We start from the raw sequence: 21432 nt of genomic DNA on the forward strand, positions 1-21432 counted from the left end.
GCGCCTCAGCCCCACGCGCGATCGCCTTCGTTCGACACGACCGTGCATTGCAGCCCTTGTGCACTGCCCGCGCGGTCGATCGCCGTTTCCAATTGCGAGAAGGCATATGCGGCGATATCGACGCCGTCGAGCGACAATTGCCCCGACGCCACGAGTGCGACCAGCGCGAGGTAATCGGCACGCGTGTACATGAAGTTGCCGATCAGCGCCCAGTTGTTGATCAGCATTTCGCCGTAAGGGATCGGCAGCGGCGTTTCCATGCTTCCCATTAGCACGAGCCGTCCATTGCGGCGCAAGCTGCGCAGTGCCGCTAGCGTCGCCTCCGCATCGGTTGCATGGCCCACCATATCGAACGCGAGATCGGCGCCGCCGCCCGCCGCCTCGCGGATCGCACCGACGTCGCGGGCCCCGTCGCCGGTCAGTACGACGCTTTTCACGCGGCCGCGTCCCAACTCCGCGAGCGGCGCCAGCGCTTGCGCGCGGCGGCCCAATGCCACGACGCGGCTCGCACCGAGCGCCAACGCCGCGAGCACCGCCGCCGATCCGAAGTAGCCGCTGGCGCCATTGACCACGACCGTTTCGCCGGCCGCGAGCCCACCGCGCCGTAAACCGCCGAACGGCACCGAGAACTTGCCCAGGGCGGCGAGCCGAGTCGACGGCAGCGCATCGAGGCCGTCCAGCGCGACGAGCATGGATGCGGGAAACTCGGCGAGTTCGCGTAACGTGCCGTGCGGAAAATCGGCCAGCATCGACGCACTACCGGCACTGATGCCGGTCAAGCCGATCAACGCCTGCTCCGGCTCGGCGACGCCTTCGTCGGCTCGCCAATATGGATGGACGGCCACCCGCTGTCCTTGCCGGAAGGCGAACACGCCTTCGCCCACCGCCTCGATGCGGGCGATGCCGTTGGTCCCCGGTGAGAACGGCCCAGGTGGAAACGCATACGGCAACTTGCCCTCGAGATAGGCGCGCGTATAGCTGAGCAGCGGCACCGCCTCCATCCGCAGCAAAACGGCTCCACGCCGCGGCCGTGGCACGGGTTGGTCGCGCAGCGCAAGCGGTTTGCCGGGTTCGTCGAGCATCCATGCTTTCATCGTCTTCCCTCCGTTCAGTTTGTTGGCGCCGATCGAGATCGGACGGTTGAACTGTAGCGAGGGCCAACGTATTCTTGAAGTCAATTAATGCAATCCGACCTATCAATATGGTTGATCTCAGGGGTATCGATCTGAATCTGCTCGTCTCGCTCGACGCCTTGCTGGAGGCGTCGAACGTGACGCGAGCGGCCGAGCGGCTGCATTTGACGCAGCCGGCGGTGTCCACGCAGTTGGCGCGTTTGCGGCAAATCTTCGGCGACCCGCTCTTGATCCCCGCACCGAGCGGCCGAGGCATGACGCGCAGCGTGCGCGCGACCGAACTCATGGCGCCGCTCAAGGCAGCGCTCGCGCAACTCGAAGCCGTCGTGCGCAGCGAACCGACGTTCGATCCGCTTGCCGATACGCGCAGCTTCACGATCGCCGGGAGCGACCAAGCGGTAGCCGTGCTGGGATTCCGATTGATGCAATGGTGGGCGGGCCACGCGGGCCCCAACGTGCAATTGGCCTTCGTGGCCTCGGAGCACGCGGCCGGCATCGAACGTTTCGAGCGCGGCGAAATCGATCTGCTGATCGGCTCCGAACGCGGCGTGCCCGCCTGGGCCAAGGCGCGCAAACTCTACGAGGAACGCTTCGTTTTCGTGCAACGCAAGGGGCATCCGCGCGGCGCGGCCCCGCTCGATCTCGATACGTACTGCGCGCTCGACCACGTGCTCGTCTCCACGAGCGGCGGCAGCTTCTTCGGCTTCATGGACGAGCATCTAGAGGCGATCGGACGCGCACGCCGCGTGGCACTCTCGGTGCAGCACTTCACCGTCGTGCCGGAGCTGCTCGCGCGGACGGACTATGTCTCGACCTTGCCGTCACGGCTCGTCACGCGCTACCGCGACACGCTCGACATGTTCGATCTACCCTTCGAGGCGCGAGGCTTTACGATGTTCGCCGCATGGCATCCGCGCAGCCAGCTCGATCCCGCGAGCATCTGGCTGCGCAATGCACTCGCCGATGTCTGCGAGTATTGGCCGCTCTGAGGTATCGGGCGGCGTCATCTCACCGCTTGGACGAACGCAGCAACGCCGCCGCGGCGAGTCCCAAGGCGATGCCGGCATAAACGCGCGTCATCGAGCGCGGCCCGAGATGGGCTTCGAAGCCCGGCGTCAGGCGCTTCGGCACGAAGTGGTAGTCGACGACGTAAGCGGTCGCCGCCGTCCCGGCAGCGGCCGCGAGCAGCGCCGCCGGATGCCGGCGCGGCTCGCGCGGCACGATGCGCTCGAACAGCAGCGCCCAAAAAATCGCCGCCGCTTGGTGGATGCCGAGCCCGAATACAGTGTGCCGCACGCTGAAACCTTGCTCGCGCTGCGCACGCTCAGGCCAAACGCAATGCGTGACGGCATTGAGCGGCGCATAGGCCGTGGCGCCCTCCTGCCTCGCGCAATACGCCGCCGCCCCCGCCGCGCACAACCCAGCTACGGTTCCTGACGCCGCCGCGCGCCGTAAATCGAGCGAGCCGCGCGAAGCTTCGGCCACACCGGCGGCACGCTTGCCGATCCTTAATAACGTCAGTGGTTTTGCCATCGCGCCCTCAGCTCTCACCGCGCAACCGATCGCGCTCGCTTTGCGTGCCCGGCGGCGTGCCGGGCTTGGTGTCCGGCCGTGCTCCCGGGCCGGTGTCTTCCATTGCTCCGCCACCAGGGGACTGCGGCATGTCCGGTCCAACGGGCATGTTTTCCGTATGACCCGGCACCGGCTGCCCCTGCACGGGTTCGTCTTGCTGGCCACCGCGTTCGCGTTCTTGCGCATTCGACATGGAATTCTCCGTCCTCGAAACAGCGTTTAACGACTTAAGCATCCCGCGTGCCGCGCCGTCGATCCCAAGGCGCACGCGGCGCTCGCATCGCGCCCGGCGTGGCGAGCATCGAGCGGGAACGAACGATGCTGACGGCTGTTCGCTTGTCGCTGTTTCGCATCGTTGCCTCGTCGCTTTCGACATCGTTTCGGACTGCTGACGTTTCGCCGAACGATACGCAGGGCGGCAGCAGCCGAACCGAACGACGCAACGATGGGGACATTCATGGCAGACGCGACCTCCTGCACGCTGACCTATGACGGCAAAGCGCTGAGCGGCCGTTCCGACCAACCGCTCGTCGAGTTCCTCGATGCGCACGGCGTGCATCTGCCGCATGTCTGCTACCACCCGTCGCTCGGCGCATTACAAACATGCGACGTTTGCTGGGTCGAGGTCGACGGGCAACTCGTACGCGGCTGCACCGTGCGCAGCCGTGAAGGCCTCGCGATCGTCAGCGGCAGCGAGCTAGCCAAGGCCGCGCGGCACGAGGGCCTCGATCGGATACTCGCCAAGCACGAACTGTATTGCACCGTCTGCGAGCACAACACGGGCGATTGCACGCTGCACAACACGGTCGCCGAGATGAACCCGCCGATCCAGCGCTATCCCTACCGGCGCAAGCCCTACGAAAAAGACCAGAGCAGCCCGTTTTATACCTATGACCCCGACCAATGCATCTTGTGCGGACGCTGCGTCGAGGCCTGTCAAAACGTCGAAGTGAACGAGACGCTGAGCATCGACTACACGATGGAACACCCGCGCGTGCTCTGGGACGGCGGCCAGAGCATCGACGAATCGAGTTGCGTGAGCTGCGGTCATTGCGTCACCGTATGTCCGTGCAATGCGCTGCTGGAGAAAACGATGCAGCCCGACGCCGGGCCCTTCACCGCGATGCCGCAAGCGCTGAAACGGCCGCTGATCGAAGTCGTCAAGGCGCTCGAAAACACGATCGGTGCGCCGCCCATCACCGGTATTTCGGTCATGGACATGCATTGGCGGCAACCCGAGATTAAGCGCACCAAGACCGTGTGCACCTACTGCGGCGTCGGCTGTTCGTTCGAGATGTGGACGCGCGAACGTCATCTGCTGAAAGTTCAACCGATGGCCGAGGCACCCGCCAACGGCATCTCCACTTGCATCAAAGGCAAATTCGCGTGGGACTTCATCAATGACGAGAAACGTCTCACCACCCCGCTTATCCGCGAACACGGCCGCTTTCGTCCGGCCAGTTGGGACGAGGCGCTGGCGCTCGTTGCGCGCAAGCTGCTCGACATCCGCGACCGGCACGGCGCCGACAGCATCGGCTTCATCGGATCGAGCAAAGCCAGCAACGAGGAAGCCTATCTCACGCAAAAGATCGCGCGCCTCATCATCGGCACGAACAGCGTCGACAACTCGTCGCGCTATTGCCAGAACCCGGCGACGATGGGCCTGTTCCGAACGGTGGGCTACGGCGGCGATGCGGGCACGATTGCCGATATCGAACAGGCGGGCCTCGTGATCATCGTCGGCAGCAACACCGCCGAAAACCACCCCGTCATCGCCTCGCGCATCAAGTCCGCGCACAAGCACCGCGGGCAGAAGCTACTGGTCGTCGACACACGCCGCCACGAAATGGCCGAGCGCGCCGACTTGTACTTGCGGCCCAAGGCGAGCACCGATCTCGTATGGGCCTCGGCGCTTTCTCGATATATGTTCGACCATGGCCTAGCCGACACCGAATTCCTAGCCAACCGCGTCAATCGCGTCGACGAATACCGGCGCTCGCTCGAACCGTTCACGCTCGAATTCGCCGAGCAAGTCACGGGCATTTCGCAAGCGGAACTCGTACGGGCGGCGCGAATGATCGGCGAGGCGAAGAGCGTCTGCCTGCTGTGGGCCATGGGGATCACGCAGCATAGCCACGGCGCCGACGCGAGCACCGCGCTGTCGAACCTGCTGCTCGTGACCGGCAATTACGGCCGCCCCGGCACAGGCGGCTATCCGATGCGCGGCCATAACAACGTGCAGGGCGCGAGCGACTTCGGCTGCTTGAAAAACGTCTACCCCGGTTACGAGAAGGTCACCGATCCGGCTATCCGCGCGAAATGGGCGAAGGCGTGGGGCGTCGAGCCCGAACGTCTATCCGACAAGGTCGGCCAAGACAACTTCTTGATGGTCGAGGAAGCGGCGCAAAAGCGCATCCGCGCGATGTACGTGATCGGCGAGGAGACGGCGTTTTCCGACGCCGATTCGGAAAACGTACACGAGGCGTTCAAAAACCTCGACTTTTTCGTCGTGCAGGACATCTTCTTGAGCCGTACGGCGCAGTTCGCCGACGTGGTGCTGCCGAGCTGCCCCAGTACGGAGAAAGACGGCACGTTCGTGAACACCGAGCGGCGCATTCAGCGCTTTTACGAAGTCATGCCGCCGCTCGGCGAGAGCCGGCCCGATTGGCGCATCTCGACCGACCTCGCGGCGCGCATGGGGCACGACTGGCGCTATACCCATCCGTCGCAAATCATGGATGAGGTGGCCGGCATCGCCGAGATGTTCAAGGGCGTCAGCTACGAGCGCCTTGAAGGATGGCGCTCGCTCGTCTGGCCCGTCAAGGCGGACGGCACCGATACGCCGCTGCTTTACACCGATCGCTTCCATACCGACGATGGACGCGCCGTACTCTATCCGCTCGAATGGAAAGCGCCCGCCGAAGAAGCCGATGAAGAGTACGACTTGCTCGTCGACAACGGCCGCATGCTCGAACATTTCCAGTCGACGAACCAAACGGGGCGCGGCCCCCGCATTTGGCGCGAGGCGCCGAACTGGTTCGTCGAGGTAAGTCCCGAACTCGCTCAGGCGCGCGGTATCGTCGACGGCACGTGGGTGCGGCTGACCTCGCGCCGCGGATCGGCCGACATGATCGCGCTCGTGACCGACCGTGTGCGCGGCAATACGCTGTTCTTGCCGATCCACCAAGGCAAACCCGGCATCAACGAAATGACCGGCGAGCATCACGATCCCGACGTCAACACGCCCGCGTACAAAGAGCTCGCGGTCAAGCTCGAATGTCTGCCGCGGCCGAACGGCGGGCCGCCGCTACCGAGCAACAACTACCGCAATCACACGCGCACGCCGAACGCCGGCATCGACGCCTCGGTGAAATGGGCGCGCGAAGACTATGTCGAGCCGCCTCGCCCGCTGCCTCATCCGGAGAGATTCTGATGGCCGAACCCATCGATTACGAACCCGAGCCTTCCAGGACCGAACCCGACGCGCGCGAAGCGCTCGACCGTCTCGTGCGAAGCCTGCATGAGCACGGCATATTGCGGTTCGCGAACGATCTGGTCTGCGCGAAGAGCCCCGTCGCGCAGGTTCTCGTCGACGGGCTCGCCAGGCCCGGTACGTTGAACGCGATCCAAAATCTATCGATCGTGTTGATGGCGCTCTCGCGTATCGAACCGAGCCAGTTCTATAAAACGATGTTCGCGTTGAGCGATGCGCTCAAATGCGTCGGCGCTTGGCAACCCGATGCCGACCGCGAAGGGCATACGGCGCCCGGCTTCACGGGCGCCTATAAGATGCTGCACGACGATGCGCTCTGGCAAGCTTTGATACCGCTCATCGAGGCTATGAAGGCGTTTTCGGCCGGGTTGGAACGCCCCGCCGAGAAGCCCATCTCCATGTTCTCGGGCAAACCGAGTTCGGCATAGCGGGCGCCATCGACCGGCGGCCGATTGCCTGCCTGTCCACCTCACGCACCGCTTTCGCGCTGGAACACGGAGGCGAGCCACTTCAACCCGCGCCAGGCGAAGCTTTGCCGCGAACCACCGATCGCCGCCTCGCCCACGACCTCGCGCGGCCAAGCCTTCGTCGCCGGACACGCATCGATGCGTACGCGGTAAGTCGCCGCGAGCGGCACGAGTTGATGCGTATTGGGCTGCGTCTGCACGGGCAGCGGCCCGCCGTAGACGCTAGCGAGAGACGGCGTATCGAGCGTCGCGACGTTGACGCGATCGACGGCCGCCACCGTGCAAGTCAATGCCCCCAGTTCGGGTACCGACGCGACGAATGTCACGCGGTCGCCCGGCGACACGCGCGCGGCATCGTTCTCGCCGATGAACGCTTCGCCCTTCACGCCCGCGGGCCCCACGACATCGAACACATGCTCGCCGCGCGGCAGCCACGTGCCGGGTGCCAACTCGTCATCGGTTTGCACGACGCCGTCGAACGGCGCGCGCAGCGTGAGCTGCGCCACTTGCGCCGTGAGCCCCTTCACCGTTTCGCGCGCCGCCTCCCAGCGCCGTTGCAGCGCAACGCCTTGCTCGAGCAGCCGAGCGTCGAACGACTGCTGCTCGACCTGCCAGCGCAGCAGCGTCTCCTCGGCCTGCGCCGTTTGCAGTTTATGCGCGAGATCGGGCGAAGCCAGCACGGCCAACACTTGGCCCGCGTGCACGCGCTCGCCGTCATGCGCAACGGACGCATCGCCCGTCACAGTCGCGGCTTCCGGGGCGTACAAGCCCTGCGCCCGCAGCGGCCCAAAAACAGCCGGCGCGTTCACGCCGCCATGCCAGGGCAGCACGAGCAGCGCCGCAAGCGAGGCGCCGATGAACGCCGTGCGCCGCGTCTCTCGCCGCCACCGCAGCGACGCGCGAGCGCGCCAGCAAGCGACCGCTTCACGCACGATCGGCCGCGCGATAAACCAGCCGAACTCGACGCAAAAGAGTGCGAGGCCCAGCGCTTTGAAGAACGCGTGATAAACGACGAGCGCGATCGAGAAAAAGACGGCGAGCCGATACAGCCAGGTCGCAAACGAAAATGCGATCAGAAAGCGCCGGCGCCTCGGCGCGCACGGCTCGGGTTGAGGATCGCCGAGGCCGAACAATCGTTCGCGCATCCACCAGCGCCCGAACGCGAATGCGCGATCGTGCAGATTCGGCATGTCGAGCCAGTCCGACAGCAGGAAATAGCCGTCGAAGCGCATGAACGGGCTCGCGTTGATCGTCAGCGTGCCGATCCATGTGGTCGTCGCGAGCAAGAACGCACCTGCGCGCACAGGCCCATCGGGCAGTACGCTCCAGGCGAGGGTCGCGAAAGCCGCCAACGCCAGTTCCGTCAGCATCCCCGCCGCGCCGATACGTAATCGCTCCGCCCGGCCCGGCACCTTCCACGCCTCGGTCGTATCGGTGTAAAGCACGGGCACCATCACGAGCAACGCGACGCCCATCGTCGGCACCCGACAACCATAGCGATGCGCCGTGAACGCGTGCCCGAACTCGTGCAATACCTTGGCGCACCCGAGCGCGATGCCCACCGCGATCACGCCGCGCAGATCGGCGTATCCGTGAAACGTATGGATGAATTCATCCCATCGGCGCGAGACGAGCACGAGGCCCGCCATCGCCGTCAGCGCGACGACGATCCAAAACGCGGGCCGATACGCGACCTCGGCATAGCGCGCGAAACGCCTAAGAAACGGCATCGGCCGCCACAAAGGCACCCGGATCATCAAATAGTGCTTGAGCAGCCACATCGCATGCGAGAGCTTGCTCGCCGCGGCCGCGCTCGCGAGCCGCCCCGTGTCGGCCGGGCTCGCCGCCACGAGCAGGTGCTGCTGATGCAGCATCCGCACGAGCGACTCGAAGTCATCGAGCGTCAAGCGCAGCGTGGTCTCGGCATTGACCGAGGCGACGATCGCCTCGCCATCGTCGAGCGGCCAGCGCGAGAGCATTTCGAACGCGGGCCAGCCGATCTGAAAGAAGCGATTGCCGGCCGGGTCGTGCAGCATCCAGGTCGGTGCGCCATCGGGCGTGGCGGCGCCGGGCGTCAAGCTCAGTTCTTGGCGAAGGGACGGAAGGCGGGGCATCGAAGTGCTAGCTCACTTGTTGCACGGGCCACGGCCTACCAGCCGAGCCACTGCCGAACCGTCGCCAACGGCCGGCGTAGCAGGTAGTAGGCAAGCGGCACCCAGCGGCCGTGAATGCGCGCGGTCCCCATAACGCCGAGCGGCGGCTTGGCCGAACCCGTGAACGTCGCCTTGACGCGGTATGCGACGACGCCTTCAGGCGTCGGCTCGGCTCGATAGGCGACCGTATCGATGCGCGCATCGTATGAAGCCAGCGGCGAGCTTTTCGGGTAAAGCGTAAGCGTCGCGCCCGGCACCACGTCGACGTTGTCGGCAACGGGTACGTAGGCCGTCAGCTCGACGCTGGCCGGATCGGCGAGCAGCATGACTTTCTCGCCGATCGACACGGCCTTGCCGTTCCAATCGTTCGGATCGGAGAAGACGGCCACGCCCGCGCGCGGCGCGTTCACGCTTACCCGCGCGAGTTCGTGCGCCGTGTAGTCGAGCTCGATCGCGCTTTCGTCGAGCTTGCCTTTGCGCAGCGCCATATCGAGGCGGTCTTTGTCGTCGGTCACGGCAAGCTGGGCCGTCTGCCGGTATTCCTCCTGAGCCGTCGCGTAATTCTTGTTCGCCAACGCATAGCGCGAGGCCAGCGCCGTCGAATCGAGCGCAAAGAGCGGCGCGCCAGCCGCCACGCGCTGATTCGGCTGCGCGAATAGCCGATCGATCACGCCGTCGAGCGGTGCGCGCACGACGAACGGATCCTTGGCCGTCACTTCGGCCGGAGCGAGCACGGTCAGCGGCACGGGCACGACGAGCGCCAAGGCGACGGCGGCCAGCGCGCGGCGCCGATGCTTGCCGGCACTCACCGTCAGCTTGGCGCGTTCGAGCCACGACGCGCGCGGCGCAAAGGCGGCGAGCGCATGCGACCACACGCGCGCCAATTCGGCGAACAACGCTTCGTCCACATGCGTCCATGGCTGCTCGCGCGCAAAGACGACACCGCCGAGCGAATGGCCCGCGCGATCGCTGAGCGGCACCCAGAGCGCGTGCGTCGGCCACCAGTCGTTCCAATCGGCGGCAAGTGCTTCCGGCAAACTATCGGCGGTTAGCGCATGCGGCCAGGTACCCTGCGCGGCAGCACCGTCCGGCGCTTGAGCTTGCCGCGCAGCCGTTTGCCCGTCGATCGTTCGACGCTCGAGCAAACGGCAAACTTGGCCCAGCCACTGCACGTAGGGCGCGCCCGGATCGCTCTGCGGCAGGCCGGAAACAGCCGCCACCGCACCGGGCACGGGCGCTCGCGCGCGCCACCATGCCGCCTGGCGATAGGGCACGAGCGAGAGCGATTCGTTGACCATGACGAATCCGAGCGTCTCTTCGCTCGATGCTTCCCGCGCGCGCGCCGACAACTGCCAAAGGACCGCGAGCGTACCCGCCTCGATCTGCAGCGGAGCGTTCATGGCGATCAGCGGCCCGCGTCGGCGAAGCTTGCCCAGCCGCTCATGCCGGGCAACAACTCGGGCGCGCGGCCCGAGAGCGCGGCGGTGACGTCGACCGTCTGCGTCACGGGATCGACGCGCGCGCCGATGCGCGCGACGGTGGCCGGATAGGTCTTGCCGACTTCATCGACGTTGACGCTCAACGCATGGCCCGGCTTGAGCCATGCAAGCCATTTCGACGGCACGATCATCTTCAATTCGAGGTGGCTCGTATCGACGATCGTCAGCAACGGCTTGCCCGGTTCGGCGAACTGCTGCGCGGCGGCGCTGCGCTTGACGACGCGCCCGTCGAACGGTGCGGAAATACCGCATTTTCGAACCGTGGCTTGCATATAGGCAACCTCGGCCGCGCTGGCCTTCGCCTTCGCATCGGCCTGCTGCACGTCGATCTCGCCGATCGAATGCAATTGCGAGAGCCGGTCGTCGACGCGCTTGAGCTGCACGGCCGCGTCGGCTTCGGCTTGCGCCTTCCGAAGCTGCGCGGCGTAGAGCGAGCAATCGAGCGAAACGAGCGTTTGCCCCGCGCGGAAGGCATCGCCGTCGCGAAACGGCATCGAGGCGATCTTCGCGCTGATCTCGCTCGATAGATCGACTTGATCGCGCGCGACGAGTTGAATACGGATACGGCCGTCATCTTGCGGATGGCCGGCAGCGAGCGCGGCGGCGGGTGCGCCGGGAACCGCCGGAGCCGGCGAATGCGGAGCCGCGGCTTGCGGCGCCGCGGCCAATGCGCTGTGGACCACCATCATCAGGGCCGCACTGCGAAGCCCTGCCCTGCACCATCGATTCATTGTTTCTTGACTCCGTCCGCGCTGCCGAACGACGCCCAGCGCGCTTGCTCCGTCTCGATCGATTGCTCGATCGTCTTCAAATCGCCCGTGCCGTTGCCGACGCCGGCCGGCACCGGATCGAGACCGAGCGTGGCCAGCAATTGCCCATATGCGCTTTCGAGTTCGCCGTAGCTTTGATAGAGGCGCAACTCCGACATCATCGCCGAAGTCGCCGCGCGAATCTCCTCGAGCTTGCCTTGTGCGCTGGCGACCGTTGCATTGTGCGTGTGCTGCAAGATCTGCGCATCGACGTCGTTCATTTGCTTGAACAAATCGAACTGGCGCTGCTTGGCCGACAACTCGGCGCTCGCCACGTGCACTTGCGTCAGCACGGCCATCGAGAGCGCGAGCTGCTGCGCGCGCGCCACTTCGTGCTGGGCATCGGCGGCGCCGCGAATGTTCTTCTGATTGAGCAGGTTCAGCAGATTCCAACTGACGTTGACGCCCGCCGCGCGCCACGAATGAAACATGAGGAAGCTGTTGCTGTCGTAGTGCGTCCCGAGTTGCAATTCGATCCCGGGCAACAGCTTGGCGATCGCCTTATGCGTCTCGTTGACGCTGATCCGTTCGTTGTAGCTCGCCTCGACGAGTTCGGGCCGGCGCTCGAGCGCCGTCTCCTCCATTTGCGGCATCGGCATATCGAACGCCGGCACGCTGAAGCCTTCGGGCGGCGCAAGCTTGAAGTCCGTCCCCGGCGCGATGTTCATGAGCGAGGCGAGCCGCGGCTTCGCTTCGTCGAGCTGATCGCGCACGGCTTCGAGCTGACGCATGATGTCGAGCAGCGCGTGCTGATAGCCGAGCGTATCGAGCGGCGAGCGCAACCCTTCCGATTGCGATTGGCGCGATTCGTCGAGCGCCTGCTTCGCCTGCACGAGCAGCGGCTGAATGCGGCTCGACAAACGCTCCGCTCCCGCTGCTTGCCAATACGCCTCGCGCACTTGCTGCATCATCAACTGCACGACCTTGCGGCGGCGCTGCTCGACCACGAGCACGCGGTCCGCTTGCTCTTTCGCCTCGAAGTAGCTCACGCCGAAGTCGAGGATGTTCCAGGAGAACGAGAGATCGGCCGTGCGGTCGTTCTTGTCGCTCGAGAACGAAGGCGGCAGCGACTCGCCGCGCGTGAAGTAGTCCTCGGACGACGATACGAGCAAATTGTTGCGGTTCGAATACCCCGCCTGCGCGGTCAGCTTCGGCAGCATATCGAAGCTCGCGAGGTCGAGTTGCTTTTGCGCGAGCGCCTCCTCCATCATCTTCAAGCGATGGTCGAGGTTGTAGCGAATCGCGCGCGCCATCGCCTCTTCAAGCGTCACGGGACCCGAGAGCGCCGGCTGGTCCGCGAACATCGCGGTGCGATCGGCATGCGCCGTTTGCGTACGCTCGGCATCGGTGAACGGCACCGGATGAATCGCGCAGCCCGATAGCCACAACGCGGCTACCGCGACGCCGATCAGCGACCGGCGCAAGTGACTGGCGGCCCGCATCGTCTCGGGGACGCGTGGGAACGAACGATTGAGTTCGGCGATGGTCGTTTGAGCGCTCATTGGTTTGGGAAGATGACGGAAGTTCGTATTCATACGCGGCGCACGGCGCCGCTCGGGCGCTGGACGTGAAGCGCCGCGCGCGCCTGCGCGAATTGCTGATCGAGCGACGGTTTGCCGGCGGGGCGCGCGGCTAGCGGCTGCCCGGCGCCGCGAACGGCATGGCCGTTCGAAATCGAATGCGTATGCGCATGCGCGCCCGGCCGCGCCGGATGCGCGATATCGTGCGCCGTGCCTCGCGCATGCGGCGCGAGCACGACTTCGCGGCGTGCGATATGCCCGGACGCATCGCGCGCTTCGACGACGATGCGCACGTCTTGCACGCCCGCGGGCACCTTGCCGCGCAGCGCGCCGTTCGCCGCGTCGTAGTGCAGCCAGCCCGGCAGCGAGCGCCCGTCGGCGAGCCTCACGGTCACGTCGAACGCACCGCCGCCCATCGCTTGCGACGGCGGCAACAATGTCGCGACGTCGATCGAGAACGGATCGTGCTCCGGCACCGGCACCGCTAGATCGGAGAACGACGTCGGCAACGGCGACGGCGTAACCGCCAACGCCGCGTTCAGCGCGGTGGCGTCGAAGCGCGACACCGTTGCCCGATTGAGCGAGAACGCCGAGGTGTGCGCATTCGGATCGGAGAACGTCATCGTCGGCACGGCGGGCACGGACCCGATCGTGCGTGTGGCGCCCAATTCGTCGAGCACATCGGGCGGCGCCGTGTTGTCCGGGCCGGTCGCAAACGATCCGGTGGCCGTGGACGCGGCCGCCGCGGGCGTCGTCGTGACGGGCAAGGCCGCCGTCGGCGTGCCGCCCGAGGGCCCGGCGACGATCGTGACCGTGCTCGCCGCGGCAACGCTCGTCTTCACGCCATCGCTGATCGTATAGCTCAGCGTGCGGCTGCCCGTGGCCCGGAATTGCGAATTCGAATACGTGACCGACTGCAGCGCGCTTTGCCATTGTGCGAGCGTCGCCGAGCTGCTCGTCAGCGTGAGGACGCCGGTGGCGGCATCGTAGCTCGCCGTGATCCCGCCCGCCGCCGTGCCGCCGGCCAGCGCCAGCGTATCGTGCGAGGCATCGAAGCCGCCCGTGATCCGCACCTGCGCCGACGTCAGCGTCGCCGTCGCGTCGCGGTCGCCCACGGTCACTTGCGGTGCCACCGCCACAGGCGTCGAGCCGGTGGCTTGCCAGGTGAACGTCGCGTTGCCGCTGACGGCGATCGTCGGCGTTTGATCGGTGTCGGTCACGGTGACGGCGCGCGAAGTCGCGTCGCTCGCCGTGCCGTTGCCGTCCGTCACCGTGAAGCTGATCGTGCGCGCGGTGCTATCGGGCTTCACGGCCGTATCGGTGTAGGTGACCGAGGCGAGCGCCGAGCGCCATTGCGCGAGCGTGGCCGTGCCGCCCGCCGACGTCAGCGTCAGCACGCCGGTGTTCGCGTCGTAGACGGCCGCGATGTTGCCCATCGTCGCGCCGTCGTTCGTGAACGTCAGCACGTCTTGTCCCGCGTGGAAGCCGCCTGTGATCGCCACGCTCGCCGACGAGAGCGTCGTGCTGGCATCGGCGAGCGTGAGGCCAGGGGCGATGGCGACCGGCGTCGAGGGGGCGTTGTCGGCGGCGACGAACGATGCCGCGCCCGAATCGAGCGTGACGTGAGGTTTGTCGACGAACGACACCGTTGCGCTGGCCGCGGCACTCGTTTTGACGCCATCGCTCGTGGCGAACGATACGGTGCGGTTGCCGAAGTGCGTGCCGTTGCTAGCGAACGTCACGGCGCTCAGCGCGTTCGCCCACTGCGCGTCGGTTGCCGTCGCACCCGACGAGGTGAGCGTCAGCACGCCTGTCGCCGCGTTGAACGTTCCCGCGATGTTGCCGAAGCTTGCCGCGTTCGTATTCGTGAACGACAGCACATCCTCGCCGCTATGGAAATTGCTCGCGATCGAAACGGTGCCTGACGATTGCGTTGTATTGTCGAGATCGGTCACGGTTACGTTCGGATTGACGATCGCCGCCGTTGCGCCCGTCACGTAGCTGGCCGTCCCGCGCGTTGCCGTCACGATCGGCGTTTGGTCGGTGTCGGCCACCGTGACCGTGCGCGTGGCCGTGTTGCTCGCGTTCGCCGCCGAATCGATTGCCGTGAAGCTGATCGTGCGCGTCGCGTTGTTCGGCGTGACCGCCGTGTCGGCGTAGGTCACCGCATCGAGCGCCGCTTGCCACTGCGCGAGCGTGGACGAACCCGAGGAAGTCAGCGTCAAGACGCCCGTTGCCGCGTTATACGAAGCGGAGATATCACCGAACGTCGCAGCATTGTTGTTGGTAAACGCGAGGACATCTTCGCCGCTATGGAAGTTGCCCGTGATCGCCACGGTGGCCGAGGCCAATGTGGGCGCCCCGCCGTCGGTCAACGTCAAGCCCGAGTCGATGGCAACCGGCGTCGATGCCGCGTTATCGCCCGCGACGAATGCGGCCGAACCGGCATCGGTCGTGATCGTCGGCGGATCGAGCAAGTCGACTGTGCGGGTTGCCGCGGCGCTGTCCTTCGTACCGTCGTTCGTCGTGAACGACACCGTACGATTGCCCGGCGTCGCGCTCGCGCTCGCCGAGAATTTCACCGCGGACAACGCGTTGGACCATTGCGCATCGCTCGACGTCGCCCCCGACGAGGTCAGCGTCAATACACCTGTTGCCGCGTTATACGACCCAACGATGTTGCCGAACGTCACCGAACTCGTATTGATGAATGAGAGCGTATCGCCGCTGTGGAACCCGCTCGTGATCGAGACGAAGCCCAATGATTGTGTGGTGTTGTCCAAGTCGCTGACCGTGATGCCGCCATCGATCGTCACAGCGGAGGTGCCGCCGACATAATTCGTCGTCCCGCCCGTCGTCGACACGATCGGCGTTTGATCGGTATCGGTCACCGTCACCGTGCGCGTCGCCGTGTTGCTCGTGTACGCGCCCGTATCGACCGCCGAGAAGCTGATCGTGCGCGTCGAGTTGTTGGGCGTGACCGCCGTGTCGGTGTAGGTCACCGCATCGAGCGCCGCTTGCCATTGCGCGAGCGTGGCCGTGGCACCCGACGAGGTCAGCGTCAGCACGCCCGTGCCCGTATTGTACGAAGCCGCGATATTGCCGAACGTCGCCCCGTTGCTATTCGTGAACGCGAGGACGTCTTCGCCACTCTGGAAGTTGCCCGTGATCGCCACCGTGGCGGAGGCCAACGTCGGCGCGCTGCCATCGGTCAACGTCAGGCCCGAATCGATGGCCACCGGAGTGGAAGCGGTGTTATCGCCCGCGACAAAGGCAGCAGAACCCGAATCGGTCGTGATCGTCGGCGGGCCGAGTACCGCGACCGTGTCGGTCTTTATCGCGCTGGTCTTCGTTCCGTCGTTGACCGCGAAAGAAACCGTGCGATTACCCGGCGTCGCGCTCGCGCCCGCCGAGAACGTCACTGCCGACAACGCATTCGACCATTGCGCATCGCTTGACGTCGCGCCCGACGAAATCAACGTCAATACACCGGTTGCGGCGTTATACGATCCGACGATATTGCCGAACGTCGCCGAATTGGTATTGACGAACGCCAGCGTATCGCCGCTGTGAAACCCGCCCGTGATCGCGACTGTGCCCGACGCTTGCGTCGTGTTGTCGTGGTCGGTTACGGTGACACCGCCGTCGATTGTCACGGCGGACGTTCCGCCGACATAGTTCGCCGTGCCGCCCGTCGTCGACACGATCGGCGTTTGATCGGTATCGGTCACCGTCACCGTGCGCGTCGCCGTGTTGCTCGTGTTCGCGCCCGAATCGACCGCCGAGAAGCTGATCGTGCGCGTCGCGTTGTTCGGCGTCACCGCCGTATCGGTGTAGGTCACGGCATCGAGTGCCGCTTGCCACTGCGCGAGCGTAGCCGTCGCACCCGACGACGTGAGCGTCAGCACGCCCGTCGCCGCGTTGTACGAAGCCGCGATATTGCCGAACGTCGTCGCGTTGCTATTCGTGAACGCGAGGACGTCTTCGCCGCTATGGAAGTTGCCCGTAATCGCCACGGTAGCCGAAGCCAGCGTCGGCGCAACGCCGTCCGACAACGTCAAGCCCGAATCGATCGCCACCGGCGTCGAAGCGGTGTTATCGCCGGCGACGAACGCCGCCGAGCCCGAGTCGGTCGTAATCGTCGGAGGGCCGAGCACCGTGACGGTATCGGTTGCCGTTGCGCTGGTCTTCGTACCGTCACTCGTGGCGAACGAAACGGTGCGATTGCCTGGCGTCGCGCTCGCGCCAGCCGAGAACGTCACTGCCGACAACGCGTTCGACCATTGCGCATCGATCGCCGTCGCCCCCGACGAGGTCAACGTCAGCACACCGGTTGCGGAGTTATACGACCCGACGATGTTGCCGAACGTCGTCGAGTTCGTGTTGGTGAACGAGAGCACGTCGCCGCTATGAAACCCGCCCGTGATCGAGACCGTCGCCGACGATTGCGTCGTATTGTCGGCGTCGCTGACCGTGATGCCCCCGTCGATCGTCGCGGCCGCCGTGCCGGCGACATAGTTCGTCGTGCCGCCCGTCGTCGATACCTTCGGCGTCTGGTCGGTATCCGTCACCGTTACCGTGCGCGTGGCTGTGGCGCTCGTGTTGCCCGCGCCGTCCACCGCCGTAAAGCTGATCGTGCGCGTGGCGTTGTTCGGTATGACCGCCGTGTCGGTATATGTGATCGACTGCAGTGCGCTCTGCCATTGGGCAAGCGTGGCCGTCGCACCGCTAGACGTAAGCGTCATTACACCGGTCGTCGCGTTGTACGACGCCGCGATGTTGCCCATCGTCGCGCCGTCGTTCGCGAACGCCAACTGGTCTTCAGCGCTCTGGAAGCCGCCCGTGATCGCGACTGTCGCGGACGCAAATGTCGCCGCGCTGCCGTCCGTTACCGTTAGGCCCGAATCGATCGCCACCGGCGTGGAAGGGACGTTATCCCCAGCGACGAACGCCGCCGAGCCCGAATCGGTCGTGATCGCGGGCGGCGCCGTCATGTGGACCGTATCCGCCGCCTGCGCGCTGTTCTTCGTACCGTCGTTGACCTGATACCAGATGGTGCGATTGCCGTAGGTCGTGCTCGTGCTCGAGAACGTAACGGAGCTTAGCGCACTGGCCCATTGCGCATTCGTCGCGGTGCCGCCGATCGAGGTTAGCAGCAGCACGCCCGACCCCGCGCTGTACGACGCTTGGATGTTGCCCATCGTCGAGCCGTCATTCGTGAAGCTCAGGACATCGCCGGTATGAAAACCGGTTGTCACGGCGACCGTGGCCGAGGTCTGCGTCGTGTTGTCGAGATCGCTCACCGTGACGTGGCTGTCGATCGTCACCCCCGCCGATGCGCCCACGTAATTCGTTGTCCCTCCTGTCGCGTGTACGATCGGCGTTTGGTCGGTGTCGGTAACGGTGACGGTACGCGTGGAGGTCGCGCTCGTATTGCCCAAGCCATCGACAACGGTGAACGCGACGGTACGTGTCGCGTTGTTCGGCGTGACGACGGTGTCGGTATAGGTCACCGATCGCAGCGCGCTCTGCCATTGCGCCAGCGTGGCCGTCGCGCTCGCAGACGTCAGCGTCAGAATACCGGTTCCCGTGTTGTACGACCCGGTGATATTGCCCATGGTCGAGCCGTCGTTCGTGAACGCGAGGGCATCTTCGGTACTTTGAAAGTTGCCCGTGATAGCGACGGTCGCGGATCCGAGCGTCGTCGCAGCGGTATCGGTCACCGTCAAACCGGAATCGACCGCAACGGGTGCGGAGGTCGCGTTGTCGCCGGCCACGAATGCCGCGGAGCCCGAATCGGTCGTGACTTGGACCGGGCTGATCACATTGACCGTATCGGTCGCCGCCGCGCTCGTTTTCGTGCCGTCGCTCGTGGCGAAGGAAATCGTGCGATTGCCGAGCGTCGTGCTCGTGCTCGAGAAGGTCACCGCCGCCAGCGCGTGCTGCCATTGCGCGTCCGTCGCCGTTGCCCCTGCCGAGATCAGCGTCAACACGCCGGTCCCCGCATTGTACGAACCCGAGATGTTGCCCATCGTCGAGCCGTCGTTCGTGAAGTTCAGCGCGTCGCCGCTATGGAAGCCGCCGCTGATCGATACGGTGCCCGACGATTGGGTCGTGTTGTCGAGATCGGTGACGGTTATGCTCGTGTCGATCGTCGGGTTCGATCCGCCCGCTTGATAACTCACCGTATGGCTCGCCGTCGTCACCTTCGGTGTTTGATCGGTGTCGGCGACCGTTACGGACTTGCTGGTGCTGTTGCCGGCGGTATAGCCGTCGTTCGTCACCTGGAAGGCGATCCCGCGCGTGGCCGTATTCGGCGTGACCGCCGTATCCGTATAGGTCACAGCCCGCAATGCGGCCTGCCATTGCGCGATCGACGCGGTTCCCGAGGCGGACGTCAGCGTAAGCACCCCGGTGGACGTGTTGTACGACGATGCAATATTGCCGTAGGTCGCTGCGCTCGTATTCGTGAAGGCGAGCCGGTCTTCGCTAGTGTGCAGATTGCCCGTGATCGACACGGTGGCACTTACGGCTGTGCTCGAATTGCCGTCGGTCAGCGTAATGCCCGCATCGACGGCAACGGGCGTGGAAGCGACGTTGTCGCCCGCGACAAACGCGGTTGAACCGCCTGTGGCCGTGAGCGCCGGCGGCGATGAGGGGGCGAGATAAACGATGTTGTCCAGAATAGGGGCGAGAGGGGTACCGTTCCCGCTGGACTCTATGAATTTCAGGCTCTTGATCTGCGAGAACGCCGGATTGCTGGACAGATCGACATGGAATATGGTGCTGCTTGCGGTATGACCTGGTGTATAGGCGGTGGCGCCTGCGTTCACATTCAGGTCGATCGTCCCGACAACGGCGCCCGAGGAATCGAGTCCCTGTACCGTAACGTCGTTGCTGACGAATATGTCGATGTCGAAGTTTAGACTCGCCATCAACGCACCGTCCTGCCGCTGGATCGTCAACGTCGACATCGGTGTGCCCGGCCCGTTGACGATCAACTCGCCGCCCGAGTTGCTGTTCGGCAATGACGCGCCGCCGTAAACGTTATATTCGACCGGCTGGTCGCCTGTATAAACCAGGCCGTCCAACGTAGTCGAAGTAACGCCGGTTGGGCCGGTATCGAACCCGACATCGGCGTCATAGGTTTCGTCATAGACCGCAAGCACGCGATCGTAGGCTCGCTCCGCCGCCGCTGAAAAAATCACGCCGGTATGCACCGCACCGGCGTCGTATTCGAGCGTCCAATCGCCGCCGAGCGAGGACGCGCCGGTGGCATCGGTCGATGCCGCCACGTTGAGCCCCGTAATAGCGGCAATCTGCTGTACGAACGCCTTACCGTCAGCGTTTTGCGCGACGTCGCAGCCGTAAATCAAAAAGTCGGCACCAGGCTTCATCGCCGCGCCGATCTGCGAAAGCTCCGCGCTATATGCCGATAGATCGCCTTGGTTGAGCCAAGTGCTGCCCACTTGCACCAGCCCGTCGGAGCCATGCGAGACGAGATGGATGGCACCCACGCCCGGGTGCTGTTGCAGATACTGTTCAATCTGCGCAAGACCGTCCTTCGTCGAATCGAGAATGACGTATTGCGTACCTTGCGGGAGACCGGCAATCAGCGTCTGATAATCGGAAACGTTCGAATTGATGAAGACGACCTGTTTATCCGCCGCCGAGGCAACGGCATCCGTAAAACCGTGCACGGCTCGGAAAACCGGTGCGTCGCCCGCACCGCCGTTCGCTGAAGCGGCGTCGCCTTGCCGCGGCACGACGATCGCTGCCTGCGCCCCGACGCCGGGCGGCATATAGCCGTGCACCGCGCGCGCCTGCGCCGCCGCCGAGTCCACGGCACGTGCGGCCGCCGTCGCCATCTGCGACTGCAAGGCCAAGCCGGGCTCCGCCGCGCTCGCCGCCGAACCGCGCGCCACGCTCGCCGCGCCGGCCTCGGCACTCGCCTGATGGTGCTGGGCCGCGACGGCAGCACCGATGGACGCGGCCGAGGCGTCATAGACGATGCGCGGCTCGAGCGCGACGATAAGCGGCGCCGGCGTCACGGCCGTTGCGCTGCGCGCGCTCGGTTCGGATGCGCGCATGGCGGCGAGAAGCTTCGAGAGGCTGGCGGCGAATTTCATCGCTTGATGTCCTAAAAGCCGTGCCGCTCGCGCGGCACGCATTCATTACCCGCGCGAGGGGAAGATCCCTTGCAGCGCGATGATGAAGTTGATACCGAGATACGGATTGCGCAGCGAGAACGGAAGACCGCTGCCCGCGATGCTGTTTTGCACTGCCGGCGCCGCCGCTTGCAGGCTGACGTTGAACGGCGCAAGCGTCGTATTCGGCGTGCCCGTGCTGTAAAGACTGCCCGCGTGACCGGTGATGCTGCACGGCCCGAGCACCGCCGTATTGCTCGGCGAGCCGCTCTGGTTGCCCGTGGCCGTCGTCGCCGGAATCGAAATCGCTCCCGTCACCGTACCGCCGCCCGTCACCGTGGCCGTATGCGTATGCTGCGGCATGTTCGACGACAGCAACTGGGTATTCTCGGCGCCGCCTTGCTCGCCGATGGTCACGGCGGACAGCCCCAACCCCTGCCCCATGCCCACCGGCGAGCGGCCTTGCAAGTCCGGCAATTGGAACGTGCTCACGCCGTTGCCGCCGAAGGACACCCCAAGCAGCGAAAACAGCGCCTGGTTCTGAGAAACGGCGATCGTCTGCCCCTGACACTGCGCCCAGCCGTAAGGCGCGAAGTTAAAGCCGGCCATCCGGATCTCGCCCAAAAACGGATCACTCAT

At 65.3% G+C, this 21432-nt stretch carries 12 protein-coding genes; 3 read left to right on the top strand and 9 right to left on the bottom strand.

Translation table 11 applies throughout. The features are described 5' to 3' along the window. Positions 1–5: 5 nt before the first annotated feature. Positions 6–1094, bottom strand: coding sequence for a zinc-binding dehydrogenase (locus DXT59_RS21235; protein WP_116138827.1), 1089 nt, complete (start codon positions 1092–1094; stop codon positions 6–8). Between the two features lie 107 nt (positions 1095–1201). On the opposite strand from DXT59_RS21235, the gene DXT59_RS21240 reads away from it, so the two are divergent. Beyond that, on the top strand, positions 1202–2122 hold the full coding sequence (locus DXT59_RS21240) for a LysR family transcriptional regulator (RefSeq protein ID WP_116138828.1): 921 nt from the start codon (positions 1202–1204) through the stop codon (positions 2120–2122). A gap of 19 nt (positions 2123–2141) precedes the next feature. On the opposite strand, the gene DXT59_RS21245 is transcribed toward DXT59_RS21240, so the two are convergent. Then, positions 2142–2666 carry a hypothetical protein gene (locus DXT59_RS21245; RefSeq protein WP_240324610.1) on the bottom strand — a complete coding sequence of 175 codons (525 nt, stop codon included), beginning with the start codon at positions 2664–2666 and terminating at the stop codon, positions 2142–2144. A gap of 7 nt (positions 2667–2673) precedes the next feature. Further along, a complete protein-coding gene (locus DXT59_RS21250; RefSeq protein WP_116138829.1) occupies positions 2674–2898 on the bottom strand; it encodes an MARCKS-like protein in 225 nt (74 codons plus the stop codon). A gap of 264 nt (positions 2899–3162) precedes the next feature. On the opposite strand from DXT59_RS21250, the gene fdhF reads away from it, so the two are divergent. Further along, positions 3163–6138 carry a formate dehydrogenase subunit alpha gene (gene fdhF, locus DXT59_RS21260; RefSeq protein WP_116138831.1) on the top strand — a complete coding sequence of 992 codons (2976 nt, stop codon included), beginning with the start codon at positions 3163–3165 and terminating at the stop codon, positions 6136–6138. Further along, complete coding sequence (locus DXT59_RS21265) at positions 6138–6626, top strand: helical membrane plugin domain-containing protein (protein WP_116138832.1); 489 nt, start codon at positions 6138–6140, stop codon at positions 6624–6626. The genes fdhF and DXT59_RS21265 overlap by 1 nt, the downstream gene beginning before the upstream one ends. Before the next feature lie 41 nt (positions 6627–6667). Here DXT59_RS21265 and DXT59_RS21270 read toward each other — a convergent pair whose 3' ends face one another. The 6 genes from DXT59_RS21270 to DXT59_RS21295 are packed head-to-tail and all read right to left on the bottom strand — an operon-like array spanning position 6668 to position 21432. Continuing rightward, positions 6668–8779: an HlyD family efflux transporter periplasmic adaptor subunit gene (locus tag DXT59_RS21270; RefSeq protein ID WP_116138833.1), complete on the bottom strand. Its 2112-nt coding sequence runs from the start codon at positions 8777–8779 to the stop codon at positions 6668–6670. A gap of 35 nt (positions 8780–8814) precedes the next feature. Next, entirely contained in the window at positions 8815–10218 is a 1404-nt protein-coding gene (locus DXT59_RS21275; RefSeq protein WP_116138834.1) for an efflux RND transporter periplasmic adaptor subunit, read from the bottom strand. Positions 10219–10223: 5 nt separating this feature from the next. Then, positions 10224–11048 (bottom strand): efflux RND transporter periplasmic adaptor subunit, encoded by an 825-nt coding sequence (locus tag DXT59_RS21280; RefSeq protein ID WP_116138835.1) that lies wholly within the window; start codon positions 11046–11048, stop codon positions 10224–10226. Then, on the bottom strand, positions 11045–12661 hold the full coding sequence (locus tag DXT59_RS21285) for a TolC family protein (RefSeq protein ID WP_116138836.1): 1617 nt from the start codon (positions 12659–12661) through the stop codon (positions 11045–11047). Before DXT59_RS21285 ends, DXT59_RS21280 begins: the two co-directional genes overlap by 4 nt. Next, positions 12658–20775: a DUF4347 domain-containing protein gene (locus DXT59_RS21290; RefSeq protein ID WP_162878181.1), complete on the bottom strand. Its 8118-nt coding sequence runs from the start codon at positions 20773–20775 to the stop codon at positions 12658–12660. The genes DXT59_RS21285 and DXT59_RS21290 overlap by 4 nt, the downstream gene beginning before the upstream one ends. Positions 20776–20820: 45 nt before the next feature. Then, positions 20821–21432, bottom strand: coding sequence for a phage tail protein (locus DXT59_RS21295; RefSeq protein ID WP_116138838.1), 612 nt, complete (start codon positions 21430–21432; stop codon positions 20821–20823).

The sequence above is a fragment of the Trinickia diaoshuihuensis genome, assembly GCF_003390925.1.
GTDB classification, from domain to species: Bacteria; Pseudomonadota; Gammaproteobacteria; order Burkholderiales; family Burkholderiaceae; genus Trinickia; species Trinickia diaoshuihuensis.

Excerpts from the sequence above, each read along its gene's own strand:
- DXT59_RS21235 (WP_116138827.1), bottom strand. The coding sequence starts at position 1,094 with ATGAAAGCATGGATGCTCGACGAACCCGGCAAACCGCTTGCGCTGCGC.
- DXT59_RS21240 (WP_116138828.1), top strand. The coding sequence starts at position 1,202 with ATGGTTGATCTCAGGGGTATCGATCTGAATCTGCTCGTCTCGCTCGAC.
- DXT59_RS21245 (WP_240324610.1), bottom strand. The coding sequence starts at position 2,666 with ATGGCAAAACCACTGACGTTATTAAGGATCGGCAAGCGTGCCGCCGGT.
- DXT59_RS21250 (WP_116138829.1), bottom strand. The coding sequence starts at position 2,898 with ATGTCGAATGCGCAAGAACGCGAACGCGGTGGCCAGCAAGACGAACCC.
- fdhF (WP_116138831.1), top strand. The coding sequence starts at position 3,163 with ATGGCAGACGCGACCTCCTGCACGCTGACCTATGACGGCAAAGCGCTG.
- DXT59_RS21265 (WP_116138832.1), top strand. The coding sequence starts at position 6,138 with ATGGCCGAACCCATCGATTACGAACCCGAGCCTTCCAGGACCGAACCC.
- DXT59_RS21270 (WP_116138833.1), bottom strand. The coding sequence starts at position 8,779 with ATGCCCCGCCTTCCGTCCCTTCGCCAAGAACTGAGCTTGACGCCCGGC.
- DXT59_RS21275 (WP_116138834.1), bottom strand. The coding sequence starts at position 10,218 with ATGAACGCTCCGCTGCAGATCGAGGCGGGTACGCTCGCGGTCCTTTGG.
- DXT59_RS21280 (WP_116138835.1), bottom strand. The coding sequence starts at position 11,048 with ATGAATCGATGGTGCAGGGCAGGGCTTCGCAGTGCGGCCCTGATGATG.
- DXT59_RS21285 (WP_116138836.1), bottom strand. The coding sequence starts at position 12,661 with ATGAATACGAACTTCCGTCATCTTCCCAAACCAATGAGCGCTCAAACG.
- DXT59_RS21290 (WP_162878181.1), bottom strand. The coding sequence starts at position 20,775 with ATGAAATTCGCCGCCAGCCTCTCGAAGCTTCTCGCCGCCATGCGCGCA.
- DXT59_RS21295 (WP_116138838.1), bottom strand. The coding sequence starts at position 21,432 with ATGAGTGATCCGTTTTTGGGCGAGATCCGGATGGCCGGCTTTAACTTC.